The sequence below is a fragment of the Tatumella sp. JGM91 genome (assembly GCF_018257575.1).
GTDB lineage: Bacteria > Pseudomonadota > Gammaproteobacteria > Enterobacterales > Enterobacteriaceae > Tatumella > Tatumella punctata.
In genome coordinates this window covers 42,314-56,443 of sequence record NZ_JAERJP010000005.1, presented here as the reverse complement: position 1 = coordinate 56,443, position 14,130 = coordinate 42,314, and the positions used below count along the sequence as shown (strand labels likewise).

Genomic DNA, 14,130 nt, shown 5'->3' with positions numbered 1-14,130 from the left:
TTACCAGCGGGGGACGGTAGTCACAACATCTGCACATTGGGCACGATGACGGAGCAGATGATCCATCAGGGTAATCGCCATCATCGCTTCGGCAATCGGTACCGCACGGATACCGACACAAGGATCATGACGCCCTTTGGTAATCATCTCCGTTTCTTCACCATCACGGGTAATGGTTTTTCCGGGCACCGTGATACTGGACGTCGGTTTCAGCGCCAGGGTTGCCCGAATGGTTTGCCCGCTGCTGATCCCGCCCAGAATACCGCCTGCATGATTACTCTGAAAACCATCACTGCGAATTTCATCACGATGCTGGCTGCCACGCTGGGTGACAACGTCAAAACCATCACCGATTTCGACACCTTTCACCGCATTAATACTCATCAGTGCATGGGCCAGATCGGCATCCAGCCGATCAAAAACCGGCTCTCCCAGTCCCGGCGGGACACCCTCGGCAACCACAGACACTTTGGCTCCGATGGAATCACCTTCTTTTTTCAGGCCTCGCAGCAATTCATCCAGCGCCGCCAGTGAGCTCTCATCCGGGGAAAAGAACGGATTCTGTTCAACCTGCTGCCAGTCGCGTAACTCGCAGTGTACATCCCCCATCTGGGCCAGATAGCCGCGCACCACAATACCGTGGGTCATCTGCAGATATTTCTTGGCTATCGCCCCTGCGGCGACCCGCATTGCCGTTTCACGGGCAGAAGAACGCCCGCCGCCGCGGTAATCGCGCAGACCGTATTTTTGTTCGTAGGTATAGTCAGCGTGTCCCGGACGGAACAGATCTTTAATTGCACCATAATCCTGTGAACGCTGATCCGTATTTTCGATCAACAGTCCAATAGAAGTGCCGGTGGTCACACCTTCAAACACACCGGACAAAATACGAACCTGATCAGGTTCACGCCGCTGGGTGGTATAACGTGACGTCCCCGGACGGCGACGGTCCAGATCGTGCTGAATATCTGCTTCCGTTAACGGGATTCCGGGAGGCACACCATCGACAATACAGCCTAATGCAATCCCGTGAGACTCACCAAAGGTGGTGACTTTAAAAAGTTGTCCGATACTGTTTCCGGCCATGGTGGTTCCTTGTTGCTGAATCACAGACCGGCAGGCCGCCGGTCCGCCCTGAAATTAAAACTGATACTGTCTGAAATAAGGTTGTGCTTCAATCAGTTGCTGACGGTCCAGCATAAACACCCCGTCGCCGCCGTTATCAAATTCCAGCCAGGTAAAGGGGACTTCCGGATATTGTTCAATCATATGCACCATGCTGTTGCCGACTTCACAAATCAGTACACCGTCATCAGTCAGATAATCGGCTGCATTTGCCAGAATACGCTGAACTAATACCAGCCCGTCAATACCCGCCGCCAGGCCCAGTTCCGGCTCATGACGATATTCATCCGGCAAATCACCCATATCTTCCGCATCCACATACGGAGGATTAGTGACAATCAGATCATATTTAATCGCCGGTAAATCGCGGAATAAGTCAGAACGTAATGGCGTAACCTGCTGGAGTAAACCATGAGTTTCAATATTTTGCTCGGTAACTGCCAGCGCATCGGCTGAAATATCCACCGCGTCCACTTCTGCTTCCGGAAACTCATAAGCACAGGCAATCGCAATACAGCCACTGCCGGTACACATATCCAGAATACGCTCCGGCGCGCTGTTAACCAGCCCGGAAAAACGCTGATTAATCAGTTCACCGATCGGTGAACGTGGGACCAGCACCCGTTCATCCACATAAAACTCATGCCCGCAGAACCAGGCTTTATGTGTCAGATAAGCGACCGGGACACGTTCATTTACCCGGCGCACTACCCGCTCAACTATCTGTTTTTTCTCACTGGTCGTCAGACGGGCATAATGCATATCTTCCGGAATTTCCGGTGGCAGACAGAGTGTTGGCAATACCAGCTGAACAGCTTCGTCCCAGGGATTATCTGTGCCATGCCCATACCAGATATCAGCCGCAGAAAAACGACTCACTGCCCAGCGCAGCATATCCTGAATTGTGTGCAGTTCATTGACTGCCTCATCGACGAAAATTTTGTCCACATTGCCCTCCGGGGACGATATCTGAATCCGGGCTGTAGTTTGCCATGAAGTGATTCAGAATTCAGCGCCGTAATGATAAAAAGGCGGCTTTTATCTGTTATCCTGAGGTTGTTTCACCAAACAGACAAAAAACACCGTCATCTTCGGCGGGCAGACAACCTCTCTGCGGCGAAGCCCCCGACGGTCCGGGGGCACTCAGAAAGGTATTTGCTTTTTGCAGAGAAGCCACGAAGAATAGCCGATTAACCGCCCAGATAAAGTCAGTGGTCATATGAACGATAAAAAACCCCCCTCTGAAGACCAGGCGCTGTTCCGGCAATTGATGTCAGATACCAGGCGCCTCAGGCAGGATACCGTTCTGCATAAACCGGTACGTACGAAAAGCAGTCATCTCCCGGAAAAACGAGCCCTGTCAGAACAGGCGGATCACAGTCATTACTTTTCCGATGAGTTCCAGCCCTTCTTATCCGAAGAAGGTCCGGTGCGTTACGTGCGGACTGACGTCAGCCACTATGAATTAAAGAAACTGCGCCGCGGGGACTATACTCCGGAGATTTTTCTGGATTTACATGGCCTGACCCAACAACAAGCGAAGCAGGAACTGGGGGCATTACTTGCCGCCTGTCGTCGCGAACACCTGTTTTGTGCCAGTGTTATGCACGGGCACGGTAAGCGGATACTTAAGCAACAAACGCCATTGTGGCTGGCACAGCACCCTTTTGTTATGGCATTTCATCAGGCACCGCGTATGTTCGGCGGGGATGCGGCATTGCTGGTATTAATTGAAACCGAAGAGTGGCTGCCGCCGGACTTACCCTGACCCACGGGGCATCTCAGCCCTGTGGTCCGGTGTCAGATAGCTTTATCGAGTTTTGAAGGGCTGGTTTGCCAGAGCAGTTCACCGTTGCCGGTATTTTCGTCATAACAGACACAGGCAATACCCGAGGTGGCAAACATTGGCGGTGCTTCCTGCGGACACAGGGCAGAAACCAGGTAACCTACCAGCGGCAAATGAGACACCACCAGTACGGCAGCCACCCCGTCTTTCGCTAACACCTGCAGATAGCTGGCAACCATTTCAGCATCTCCTGACGGGGTCAGCTCAGGCAATACTTCAAACTGCTGCGGAAGCTGCATACAGTCCCTGACTTCCGACAGTGTCTGTTCAGCCCGCAGATACGGGCTGACCAGCACCCTTTCAATACTGACCCTTTGTTTACCCAGCCAGCTGGCCATTTGTCGTGATTCGCTGCATCCGCAATGGGTTAAAGGTCTGGCTGAATCACAGTCCGCGTCGAGCGCCGCTTCACCGTGACGCATAATATAAACTTGCATATGGCACCGCTGTTAATAGAAAAAAGAACGGTTTCATCACCTGCAATAAGCTGCAACAAGTAATAAAGCAGGTGTTTTACCTAAAGCCCGTGCTCCAGTCAACCAATTGTTTATTTACTGAACAGGCAATTTTACCGCGGTTTGACCCTGCGCAAACCTTCACCGGTTAATGTCTGCCTGCGCGCTGTCGCGACAGGGAACTATAACTTTCGGCACTGTTTGCCGGGAAATCGGTGACAATGGTACAGATGACTAATCGGCAGGCGTACCTGAAAACTGAAGTTGTGGAAACAAATACAAAACAACAAACACAATCAGCAACAGAAAAGTGGCAACAGGAAAGAAAGAAAAACGGGGCCGGACACCGGCCCCTGCGGGAAATTAACGCAGCCCCAGCTGGAAAATCATATTCTCCGCCTGACAGCTGAAAATAAACTCAGCCTGCAAGCGAACGCCAGCAGGGTCGTCAGAAAAGGTTGCCTGAATCTCACAGGGTGAAGATTCCACCGCCCGTGCTTTTTCCGTCAGCGCTTTCAGGGCAGCATCTGCGGCAGCCCGATCCGCATAGCTGGCCGACCAGCTGGCGGTGCAGTCGCTGTTATCAATCATGGTGCCAACATCCACACAGCAACAGGCGGCCGTTTCGTTAGCACTACACTTTTTAATTGCATCAGTCATTTTGTGCTCCGGTGCGTTTATGAATCACTGAGCACAGTGTACGCCTCCCGCGGAGGACTGTGCCAGATGAAAGCATGCCTTCCGTACGGAGAACACCGAAAGCTTGATCCAAAGCAACAACCCCACTGTCAGCCAGAAACGTCATCCGTCATAAACAGCACGGGCCGGAAAAATCCGGCCCGTGGGGATCCCGCAGGGAGTGGTCAGCGGGGATCAGTCAGCATCAATTTCGCTTAAATCACCCTGAATAGCCTGAGCATTCGGGTTAACTTCCGGTTTTAATTTACCGCCACTGGCAAGGAAATCGTAGCGCTGGAAGTAAGCATTACGGATAAAGGCGTAAGGATCACTTTGCTGTTTCAGGATAGCATCCGAATCGAGCAATTCAGCCCGTGTCTCGATCCCCTGCAATGCCCATTTGCCGGCCGAAAGCCAGATTGTCAGCCAGCTTAATGGCGGATACAGGGTATCTACCGCATCTCCTCCGTCCTGACGTACGGTGAAACTGCCATATCCCGGTAATTCCACATAAGGACCATAGCCAACCCCATAATGCCCCAGGGTGCTGCCGAAGCCATAGGCATGTTCACGGGCCAGTGCCGGATTCGCTTTACCTGCTACGTCAATAAACCCGCCCAGCCCCAGAGTACTGTTCAGGAAAAAGCGGGTAAAGTGGATAGCAGCACGGCGCACATCCCCCTGTAACAGGTAGTTAACCATACTGGAAGGTTCATCCAGGTTACTCAGCGCATTACTCAGACCGTTCCTCGCCGGGACCGGCAGGTAATCCCGCCAGGCCACGGCTACCGGCCGAAGCACATAAGGGTCCAGCACGTTATAGTTAAAGTTAAACATCGTGCGGTTAAAACTTTCCAGCGGATCACTGCGTTGCCCTGAACCGGAGGCAGCGGCAGGCTGTGACTGCGGAACCGGAGTCTGCGCGGCAGCAGCCCTCCGTAGCTGCGACTCGGGTTTAACGGCCGGTGTGACATTGTCGGCTGCCGGTTTTGAACCGGCGCACCCCACCAGCAGTAAACTGGCCACCCCCAAACAGGTCAGGCGGTAATGCATGCTGAGCTCCCTGTGCAATAAACGATTTCTTAATTCAGGGCTGCTGCTGGTTGATATCAACAGCCACTGTCTGTTTACCAGTATAGTGGATTTTTCCGGTTTGCCCGTACCAGTCACCCGGCTGAGGGTTTGCGCTTCCGTTACGGGAGATTCGCACCCTGACCTGAAGAGTATGCTGTGCTGATAACAAACGTTCCGGCATCATGGCATTGCTGTCATCGAGGGTCAGAGTCAGCGGGAAATGGCTCAATGGCAGACGTTTTACCGCCACCGGCACCGGAGAAACACCATCAGTCACGGAAATATACAATATTCCGTCCGGTGTTAACATTTTTTCCGCCTGCGGGGTAATAGCAACCTGCAATGTCAGGCTGCTGGTTTGCTGCCCCGCATTGGTCCTGGCCTGCTCTATTCCTTTACGTACCGCGTCTGCTTCCTTCGAATCGGCCGGTAACAGGGTTAGCATTTTTTGCCAATAGCTGATGGCTTTATCGTAATTTTGTTCGGTAAAACTCACCGCCGCCAGCAGGCTCAGGATACGCAGATTCTGCGGCGCAGTGCGCAGCATATCCCCCAGCATAACTTCTGCCTGCCGGTTATCCTGTGGATCCGGCGAGCGTACCAGCACTTCAGCATAATCCAGTTTCAGATCACTGTTGTCCGGCGATAGCTTCAGTGCCCGCTGGAACGCCTGGCTGGAAAGAGGCACATTATTCAGCACCATGCCTAACCGGCCAAGCATCGCCCAGTCATTAATATTGTCCGGATCCGATAGCAGGGAGGTTCTCAGGCCGACTTCAAAATCCGCCAGTTCCTGCATATTCAGGTTTTTCCCCTGCGGATCCATCAGACGCTGGCGTAATGCCGGGTACTCATCACGGATTTGCGTCCACTGCATCACCTGCAACAAGCCACCGGTTTTCAGATACATGCCGAGGGTCACCAGCACTAACACCACCAGCCCGGGCCACAATACCCAGCGGCCACTGGTCCGGACCTGCTGAGCGGGTTGCTGTTCCGGAATATCAGTGAGTAATGTTTGCTGTAACTCAGCAATCATTTCCTGTTTCCCGGCCACCACGCCCTGCTCCTCATCGTCATCAAGTTCGTTCAGCCGCTGGCGATAAAAGGTTTTATTCAGCTGATCACGCTGATTACTGGTGTCCTTCCCCGAACGCCAGCCACTGGTCAGGATTAATGCACACGCCGCCAGCAATAAAATACAGATGCTTAACCAAAGGGCACTCATAGCGGTTTCCCGTCATTATCCAGTAACGCAGCCAGTCTTTGCTGTTCGCTGATATCCAGCTGGCTGCTTATTTTTTTTCTTCTGCTGCGTAAAATAATCAACGCAGCACCTGCAATCACAAATAAAGCCGGCCCGACCCATAAAATAAGGGTCGAGGGGGTTACCGGCGGCTCATAGGTCACAAAATTACCGTAGCGGCCCACCATATAATTAATAATCTGCTGCCGGCTCTGACCTTGCTGCATCAGCTCATACACTTTCTGCCGCATATCGGCAGCAATCATCGCCCCGGAATCAGCAATACTGTTATTCTGGCATTTAGGACAGCGCAGAGACTGGGTCAAATCACGGTACTGCTCTTCCTGTGCCAGTGACGTAAAGTGATAAGTATCAATAGCCGCCCACAGACTAAAGCTGGTCAGCATGGCAGCCACAAACAAAATCAGTTTTTTCATCCGCTCAGTTCCCCGCTAACTTACTGTATTTATTCCACAGCGGTTCAACCTGCTGCTGCCAGACACGGGCATTCATATCACCCGCATGGCGGTAACGGATAATGCCTTTACCATCAATCAGGAAAGTTTCAGGTGCACCATAGACACCTAAGTCCAGCCCCAGCATACCGTTACCGTCATACAGGCTCAGCGCATAAGGATTGCCCAGAGTATTCAGCCAGTTAACTGCTTTGACCCGATTATCTTTATAATTCAGCCCCACTACCCTGACTCCTTTCTCGGCCAGAGTATTCAGGTACTCATGTTCCGCACGGCAGGTAGGGCACCATGTCGCCCATACATTCAGCAGTACCGGTTTTCCATCCACCAGTGCACTCTGGTTGTAATATTTCCCCGGCGTCTGCAATGACTCGAGTTTAAATACCGGCACCGGTTTACCGACTAGCGCAGACTCCAGCAAGGTCGGGTCATCCCCCTCAGCATTACGGTTCAGTTGCCAGAGTAAGGCTGCCGCCAGCAGTAAAAATAACACTAACGGAATAAACAGGATTTTCTTGTTCATGACTGGGGCTCCTGCTGTGACTGCGCTTTTTTACGGGAGCGATATCGCGGATCCAGCAGACACAGAATACCGCCAACCGCCATAAAGACGCCGCCGAACCAAATCCAGCGCACAAAAGGTTTGTAATAGATACGCACCGCCCAGGAACCCTGGCCAATTTCTTCGCCCAGCGCAGCATACAGGTCACGGCTGAAACCACCACTGATCGCCGCTTCTGTCATCATGGTACGGGCTGCGGTGTAGAAACGTTTTTCGGCATGTAACACCGCTTCCTGTTTACCGTTACGGGTGACATCAATAATCGCCACCCCGCCTGTATAGTTCGGGCCTGTCAGGCGCTGAACATCGCGGAACAGAAAATGGTAATTATGAATATCGACCGTATCTCCGGCTTTCATCCGCACATCCCGTTCAACACTGTACTGGGTACTGAAAGCAATCCCGATCACTGTCACCGCGACACCCAGATGTCCCAGCACCATCCCCCAGTGACTGCGGGAAAGATGGGTCAGGCCACGCCAGAAGCTATGGCGATGAGTTGCACGCTCATGCAATTCCATCAGGGTCAGCAGAATAACCCATACAGACATCAGCAAACCGACCACGGTCATCGCTTCAATACGATCCTGCAGCAGCAATGGCAGAACAATTGACGCTATCAGCGTAACCACCGCCGCAATAATCAGCCGCTTATACAGCTTTTGCGGCTCATCACGACGCCAGCGAACCAGCGGTCCGATACCCAGCATCAGAGCAAACGGCGCCATAATCCAGGTAAACATGGTATTAAAGAACGGCGCGCCAATCGAAATACTGCCCAGCCCCAGCTCTTTATGTACCAGGGGTAATAAAGTGCCCAGTAATACCACCAGCATCGCAGCAATCAGCAAAACGTTGTTGCCCAGCAGGAATGATTCACGTGACCAGCCGTCATTTTGTACCCGGCTGCGTACTTTACCGCCACGCAATGCGTACAACAGTAATGAACTGCCGATAACAATCACCAGAAAGATAAGAATAAAGATCCCGCGGGACGGATCCGACGCGAAGGAGTGCACCGAGACCAGCACCCCGGAACGGACCAGGAAGGTGCCCAGCAGACTCAGTGAAAACGCCGTGATGGCCAGCAGGACGGTCCAGGATTTGAAAGAACCTCGCTTTTCGGTAACTGCCAGTGAATGGATCAATGCGGTGCCCGCCAGCCACGGCATCAGCGACGCGTTCTCGACCGGATCCCAGAACCACCAGCCTCCCCAGCCGAGTTCGTAATACGCCCAGGCAGAGCCTAAAACGATACCGATAGTCAGAAACACCCAGGCTGCCGTGGTCCACGGACGCGACCAGCGTGCCCATGCGGTATCCAGGCGTCCGGTCATCAGTGAGGCAATCGCAAAAGCAAAAGCCACCGAGAACCCGACATACCCCATATATAACAGCGGCGGATGGAAAATCAGTCCGATATCCTGCAACATCGGGTTAAGATCACTGCCATCGACCGGAAAGTCAGGCAGAGTACGGATAAACGGGTTAGATGTCAGCGTAATAAACAGCAAAAACCCGAGGTTAATCATCCCCATAACCGCCAGAACCCTGGCAATCGCGTCCTGAGGCATACTGCGGCTCAGCAACGCGACTGCCAGTGTCCAGCCGCTGAGCATCAGCAGCCACAACAGCAACGAGCCTTCATGCGCCCCCCAGGTGGCCGCAATCCGGTACCAGACCGGCAGCATACTGTTCGAGTTTTCAGCGACATAAGCCACAGTAAAGTCATTAACAATAAAAGCATGTACCAGAATCAGAAACGCACCGGCAATACAGGCAAATAACCCATAACTCAGAGGTCTGGCCAGTCCCATCAGCCGGTTATCCAGCCTTGCCGCACCCCATAACGGGTAAATACTTAATAACAATGCCAGGCCCAGCGCCAGACATAACAGAAAACTGCCTATTTCAGGGATCATGGTTGCTCACCTTGTCCGTTCTGGTAGCGATCGGCAGGCCCTTTATGGTTCTGTTTCATCGCATCCTCAATTTCCGGGGGAGTATATTTTTCATCATGCTTGGCCAGCACTTGCTGTGCTTTAATCAGGTTGCCGTCTTCCAGTACCCCCTGGGCGACAATCCCCTGCCCTTCACGGAACAGATCAGGAAGAATGCCGACATAGCTGACATCCACTACACCGTTAGCATCATAGAGCTTGAATTCCACCGCGAGACTGTCAGGGTCACGTTTTACGCTGCCTGGCATCACCATGCCGCCAATACGTAAATGCTGCCCGACATGGGGTTTTTCCAGATGCTGCGGACCACGCCCGTGAAGAACTTCACTGGGGGTGTAGAATAAATCAATGTTTGAACGCAGGGCATACATAACCAAACCGGTCGCCAGCCCGAGGCCGGCCAGTATTGCCACCACAACCTGTAAGCGGCGACGACGACGAATGTTCACAAGTGATCTCCTGCCTTGTTAGCGGCGGTTTTTTTCTGTTTTGCGGCGCTGATCCGGCGTTCACGGGATTCACGCTGTCTTATTTGTTTTAATAATTGTTTTCGTTGTAGCAGGGTATGGATGATCAGGCATCCGAAGGCCAGTAAGGTAAAACCAACAGATAACCAGACGTAAAAGGCATAGCCTCCCATCTGGAAAAAACTTGTCCACGAAGAAAATGCCGGAGTCATCATTTACGCCCCTTATTAGCAATGGCAGAAACCCAGGGACGGTTTCGTTCAGTAAACAGAATAAGGTTACGTAAACGCATCAGGGTAAGAGAGATGAAAACCAGCAGGTAACCGAGAATTGACCAGCGTAACGGGCTACGCATCGGCGGGGCGATATCCTGCTGAAGCAGTCCGGAAGACGCCTGGTGCAGGGTATTCCACCACTGTACCGAATAATGAATAATCGGCAGGTTTACCACACCAACCAGAATTAAGATGCCGGCAGCACGTCCGGCAACCCGGCGATCGTCGAAAGCATTATAGAGGGTAATGACCCCCATATAGATAAACAGTAACACCAGTTCCGATGTCAGACGCGCATCCCACACCCACCAGGTGCCCCACATGGGTTTACCCCATGCAGACCCGGTAATCAGAGCGATAAAAGTAAATACCGCCCCCACCGGAGCCATCGCCGCCGCAACCAGGTCTGACATTTTCATTTGCCAGACCAGCCCGATAAAAGCCGCAATCGCCATTGATGCATAGACGCCCATTGACCACATGGCTGCCGGCACATGAATATACATAATACGGTAACTGTCGCCCTGCTGGTAATCAGGGGGGGCAAAACCGAACCCCCAAATCCAGCCTGTCAGCAATGTGACTAATGCTGCCAGGCTTACCCACGGGATAAATTTACCGCAAACGTTATAAAGTCTCTCTGGCCTGGCCAGTTGGTGTAACCATTTCCACATTTTGTATTGCTCACTAATATTTACTAAAAGCAGCACAACACGCAGCTTATTGCAGGCTGATTCGCACCGCTGCGGCTGTGGCAAAAGGCGCCAGAGTAATACTGGCTGCCAGCATCGCACCTAATATTGCCAGGTAACCACTGATGGGTAATCCCTGGCTGGCAGCATCAATGGCTGCACTTGAAAAAATCAGTACCGGTACCGCCAGCGGCAGTACCAGCAAACTGAGCAGTACCCCGCCCCGCCGCAGTCCGACGGTCAGGCCCACGCCGATAGCCCCCAGAAAACTCAGTACCGGGGTACCGAGTAACAGGGTCAGCGCCAGTCCGCACCATCCCCGGAAATTGAGAGATAACAATAATGACGCCAGCGGAGATAGAATAATCAACGGCACGCCGGTGACCAGCCAGTGGGCAATCACTTTACCCAATACAGTCAGGGGTAAGGGAGCCGGTAATAACAACAGTTGCTCCAGAGAGCCGTCGCTAAAGTCATCACGAAATAACCGTTCGAGGGCCAGTAAAGAAGAAAGTAATGCCGCCACCCAGACAACCCCCGGGGCAACCCTGGCCAGCAATTGTGATTCAGGACCAATACCGAGCGGAAATAACGTAACCACTATCAGGAAAAACCACAGCGGATTAATAATTTCTGAACCACTACGGAAAGCTATTTTCAGCTCACGACGAATAACACTTACCAGCATGCTTCTGTTCCTTCCGCTGACAGACGTATTGTTCGTACTCTGTTTTGCTGATCCGGCAGATCCTGATGTGTTGTCAGAATAACCGATCCTCCCCGGCTGGCGTGTAATGCAAATTGTGACATTATTTTTTCTACCCCGGCTTTATCAATCGCCGTCAGGGGCTCATCCAGGATCCATAACCTGGCGCGGGTAAGCCATAGTCTGGCCAGTGCTACCCTGCGCTGCTGTCCGGCAGATAACTGGGCCACCACCGCATCTTCATACCCGGTCAGTTCCACTTCATCCAGTGCACGATATATTTCAGCATCACTTTGATCGGCATGAAAAAAACGCAAATTTTCCAGCGGGGATAATACTCCCTTAACGCCGGGTAAATGCCCGAGATACAACATCTGCTGATGCCAGATATCACGCTGCCTGGTAACCGGTGACTGGTTCCACAGAATAGTGCCCGACTCAGGCCGGCTCAATCCGGCCAGAAGACGTAACAGGGACGTTTTACCTGCACCATTAGGTCCTTCGATATGCACAATATCACCGGGCCGGACCGTAAATGAAAGCTGATTAAAAAGCACCCGTTCATCACGGATACAGGTAAGTTGTTGGGCTTCCAGCATGCAAAATATATTCACTATAACGTTACGAGGGCCGCACTATAGCATAAGGAAATCCCCTGCCGAATGCCGAAAATGGAACCGGTTACTTAAAATGCCTCTAACCGGTAATTTTTCGCCTGAAAAACGAACAATGCTAAAGCTTTGTTACGATTATTTTGACTTACCCACAGATAAGCACTCTGTTTACTGCCGGTATTTATCCGCAGGACGAGTTTATCAATGGCGGTCATGTTATCAGATGCAACACCAATCACTGTGCGGGTTTGTGCTTTCTTCACTGCTGATGCCCTGGTACAAATCGCATCAGTCAGCGTACTGTGATTCACAACTAAACCTCACACCAAACCCATAAAAACAACATCACAATAACAACCGGAGCTGCTGCTTTATTCATCACAAACCGTCCTGTGAAATCCCTTTCAGCCCGTGGATTTCTGTGTGCCGAAACAGCTATACGTGCATAAAGATCTCTGTACAGGATACAGAAGCCGGTGACCGGGAGAGCGACAACACTCAGAGATCTCAGCAGACTGATATGATTATTACTGAGCGGGTAAATCAGGCCCGTCACAGACAACAGTTCCGCTGCCCCTGACGGCTAGCCGGGCTAACCTGCAGAAATTTTTCGAAAAAAAGATATCTACGGAAAAAACAACTGTCATATAACGCTTTTAGTATCAAAAAGAATATGTAAATTATTTTTATGTGATAGTTTTTTTATCGTAGGTAAGTCTCTGTTAAATATAAGGTCAAATATAATAAAACAAATAAACACATAAATAACTATACTATTTAATCACCACTGTGATAGCGTGGATTTCTGACCTGCACATCAGCGAGGGCTAAAAATGAATGAAAGTAAATATATCGTTATTACCGGCGGAGCCAAAGGTGTTGGTATGGTTTATGCTTCACACCTGGCAAAAGACCCGGAAAATATAATAATAGTTACCGGACGCAGTAAAACCCCGCCAGACAGTATAATCCACCGGTTAAACTCAAAATTCCACTACCGTAGCCTTGATGTTTCAATAGAATCACAAATTATCCCTTTCTTTTCAGAGATAATAGAAAGCTTTGGACGGATTGATATTTTAATAAATAACGCCGGTATTTGGGGGCCTGTCGGGAAATTTAATACCAATGACCTCTCTGAATGGTTTGATACTATAAAAGTTAATCTGACCGGTGCTGTCAGTTGTACACATGCAGCAATGCAGTATATGGTTCCCCAAAAGAGCGGTATTATTATCAATATGGCCAGCAATGCAGGAGCTCACCGCTGGCCGAACTGCTCTGCCTATTCCGTTTCAAAAGCAGCTATTATGAAACTGACAGAGAATCTTGCTATAGAGTCAAAAAAAGATAACATTTCTCATTATGCCTTTCACCCCGGGCTTATTCACTCTACAGGCATGGCAATGGCGCTGACTGAAAATCCTCCGGAAGAGTACTGTGCGGTCAAAAGTGCATTAGACTGGATCCTTAAAGAAAAAGATCTCGGAAATACAGTCAGTGCTGAAGACAGCATTCCGCATATTGAAAAGTTATGCAGTGGTCATTATAAGCAGCTAAGTGGCCTGTATCTGAATGTAAAAGATAATCTGGATGAGATCCTGGATAATATCAGAGATGTAAGAAGACATAACAGTTATCAGCTGAAAGTGACTTCATAGTAATACGCACCGTGTCTTTACTTCCTGCCGGTGAATGACCATGAATATGATAATCAATTATTCCCGATAACCAATATCGGGGATACCTTTCCGGCAACGATAGCGTTAAGCTACTGGTGCTATTTAAGTTATTATTTTTTCTCCTCTGCGATTCCTGTAAGTATCCCTCACCCGCAGAATACAGATCTCCTGCTGGAAAAGACCCCCCGGATTGCAGCCTGTTATAAAAATCCACGCCGCACATATATCGCCGGAATCCTGCTAGTAGCATTATTACAGTGCCAGTCGTGAT

At 50.9% G+C, this 14,130-nt stretch carries 17 protein-coding genes; 2 read left to right on the top strand and 15 right to left on the bottom strand.

Features of this window, described 5'->3' with window-relative positions:
• Together aroC and prmB are read right to left on the bottom strand one after the other, a co-directional pair.
• On the bottom strand, window positions 1–1,086 hold the full coding sequence (aroC, locus tag JK198_RS04980; RefSeq protein ID WP_212707255.1) for a chorismate synthase: 1,086 nt from the start codon (window positions 1,084–1,086) through the stop codon (window positions 1–3).
• Between the two features lie 54 nt (window positions 1,087–1,140).
• Entirely contained in the window at window positions 1,141–2,073 is a 933-nt protein-coding gene (prmB, locus tag JK198_RS04975; protein WP_212707256.1) for a 50S ribosomal protein L3 N(5)-glutamine methyltransferase, read from the bottom strand.
• A gap of 271 nt (window positions 2,074–2,344) precedes the next feature.
• Here prmB and smrB point away from each other — a divergent pair, with 271 nt between their 5' ends.
• Window positions 2,345–2,893: an endonuclease SmrB gene (gene smrB / locus JK198_RS04970; protein ID WP_212709969.1), complete on the top strand. Its 549-nt coding sequence runs from the start codon at window positions 2,345–2,347 to the stop codon at window positions 2,891–2,893.
• Between the two features lie 32 nt (window positions 2,894–2,925).
• Here smrB and sixA read toward each other — a convergent pair whose 3' ends face one another.
• The 13 genes from sixA to JK198_RS04905 form a co-directional block, all read right to left on the bottom strand.
• Window positions 2,926–3,408, bottom strand: coding sequence for a phosphohistidine phosphatase SixA (gene sixA, locus JK198_RS04965; protein ID WP_212707258.1), 483 nt, complete (start codon window positions 3,406–3,408; stop codon window positions 2,926–2,928).
• A gap of 381 nt (window positions 3,409–3,789) precedes the next feature.
• A complete protein-coding gene (locus tag JK198_RS04960) occupies window positions 3,790–4,086 on the bottom strand; it encodes a DUF406 family protein (RefSeq protein WP_212707259.1) in 297 nt (98 codons plus the stop codon).
• Between the two features lie 213 nt (window positions 4,087–4,299).
• Window positions 4,300–5,157, bottom strand: coding sequence for a phospholipid-binding lipoprotein MlaA (gene mlaA, locus JK198_RS04955; RefSeq protein ID WP_212707260.1), 858 nt, complete (start codon window positions 5,155–5,157; stop codon window positions 4,300–4,302).
• A gap of 34 nt (window positions 5,158–5,191) precedes the next feature.
• On the bottom strand, window positions 5,192–6,406 hold the full coding sequence (gene ccmI / locus JK198_RS04950; RefSeq protein ID WP_212709970.1) for a c-type cytochrome biogenesis protein CcmI: 1,215 nt from the start codon (window positions 6,404–6,406) through the stop codon (window positions 5,192–5,194).
• Window positions 6,403–6,861: a cytochrome c-type biogenesis protein gene (locus JK198_RS04945; protein ID WP_212709971.1), complete on the bottom strand. Its 459-nt coding sequence runs from the start codon at window positions 6,859–6,861 to the stop codon at window positions 6,403–6,405. The genes ccmI and JK198_RS04945 overlap by 4 nt, the downstream gene beginning before the upstream one ends.
• 4 nt (window positions 6,862–6,865) lie before the next feature.
• Window positions 6,866–7,423, bottom strand: a complete 558-nt coding sequence (locus JK198_RS04940; RefSeq protein WP_212709972.1) for a DsbE family thiol:disulfide interchange protein — start codon at window positions 7,421–7,423, stop codon at window positions 6,866–6,868.
• Window positions 7,420–9,384, bottom strand: coding sequence for a heme lyase CcmF/NrfE family subunit (locus JK198_RS04935; protein WP_212707264.1), 1,965 nt, complete (start codon window positions 9,382–9,384; stop codon window positions 7,420–7,422). Before JK198_RS04935 ends, JK198_RS04940 begins: the two co-directional genes overlap by 4 nt.
• Entirely contained in the window at window positions 9,381–9,872 is a 492-nt protein-coding gene (ccmE, locus tag JK198_RS04930; protein WP_212707265.1) for a cytochrome c maturation protein CcmE, read from the bottom strand. Before ccmE ends, JK198_RS04935 begins: the two co-directional genes overlap by 4 nt.
• A complete protein-coding gene (gene ccmD / locus JK198_RS04925; RefSeq protein WP_212707282.1) occupies window positions 9,869–10,102 on the bottom strand; it encodes a heme exporter protein CcmD in 234 nt (77 codons plus the stop codon). The genes ccmE and ccmD overlap by 4 nt, the downstream gene beginning before the upstream one ends.
• On the bottom strand, window positions 10,102–10,839 hold the full coding sequence (locus JK198_RS04920) for a heme ABC transporter permease (protein WP_212707266.1): 738 nt from the start codon (window positions 10,837–10,839) through the stop codon (window positions 10,102–10,104). The genes ccmD and JK198_RS04920 overlap by 1 nt, the downstream gene beginning before the upstream one ends.
• Before the next feature lie 46 nt (window positions 10,840–10,885).
• Window positions 10,886–11,545 (bottom strand): heme exporter protein CcmB, encoded by a 660-nt coding sequence (gene ccmB, locus JK198_RS04915; protein ID WP_212707267.1) that lies wholly within the window; start codon window positions 11,543–11,545, stop codon window positions 10,886–10,888.
• On the bottom strand, window positions 11,536–12,162 hold the full coding sequence (ccmA, locus tag JK198_RS04910; protein ID WP_212707268.1) for a cytochrome c biogenesis heme-transporting ATPase CcmA: 627 nt from the start codon (window positions 12,160–12,162) through the stop codon (window positions 11,536–11,538). The genes ccmB and ccmA overlap by 10 nt, the downstream gene beginning before the upstream one ends.
• 86 nt (window positions 12,163–12,248) lie before the next feature.
• Window positions 12,249–12,488, bottom strand: coding sequence for a hypothetical protein (locus tag JK198_RS04905; RefSeq protein ID WP_212707269.1), 240 nt, complete (start codon window positions 12,486–12,488; stop codon window positions 12,249–12,251).
• Between the two features lie 522 nt (window positions 12,489–13,010).
• On the opposite strand from JK198_RS04905, the gene JK198_RS04900 reads away from it, so the two are divergent.
• Window positions 13,011–13,838, top strand: coding sequence for an SDR family oxidoreductase (locus JK198_RS04900; protein ID WP_212709973.1), 828 nt, complete (start codon window positions 13,011–13,013; stop codon window positions 13,836–13,838).
• Window positions 13,839–14,130: the final 292 nt, after the last annotated feature.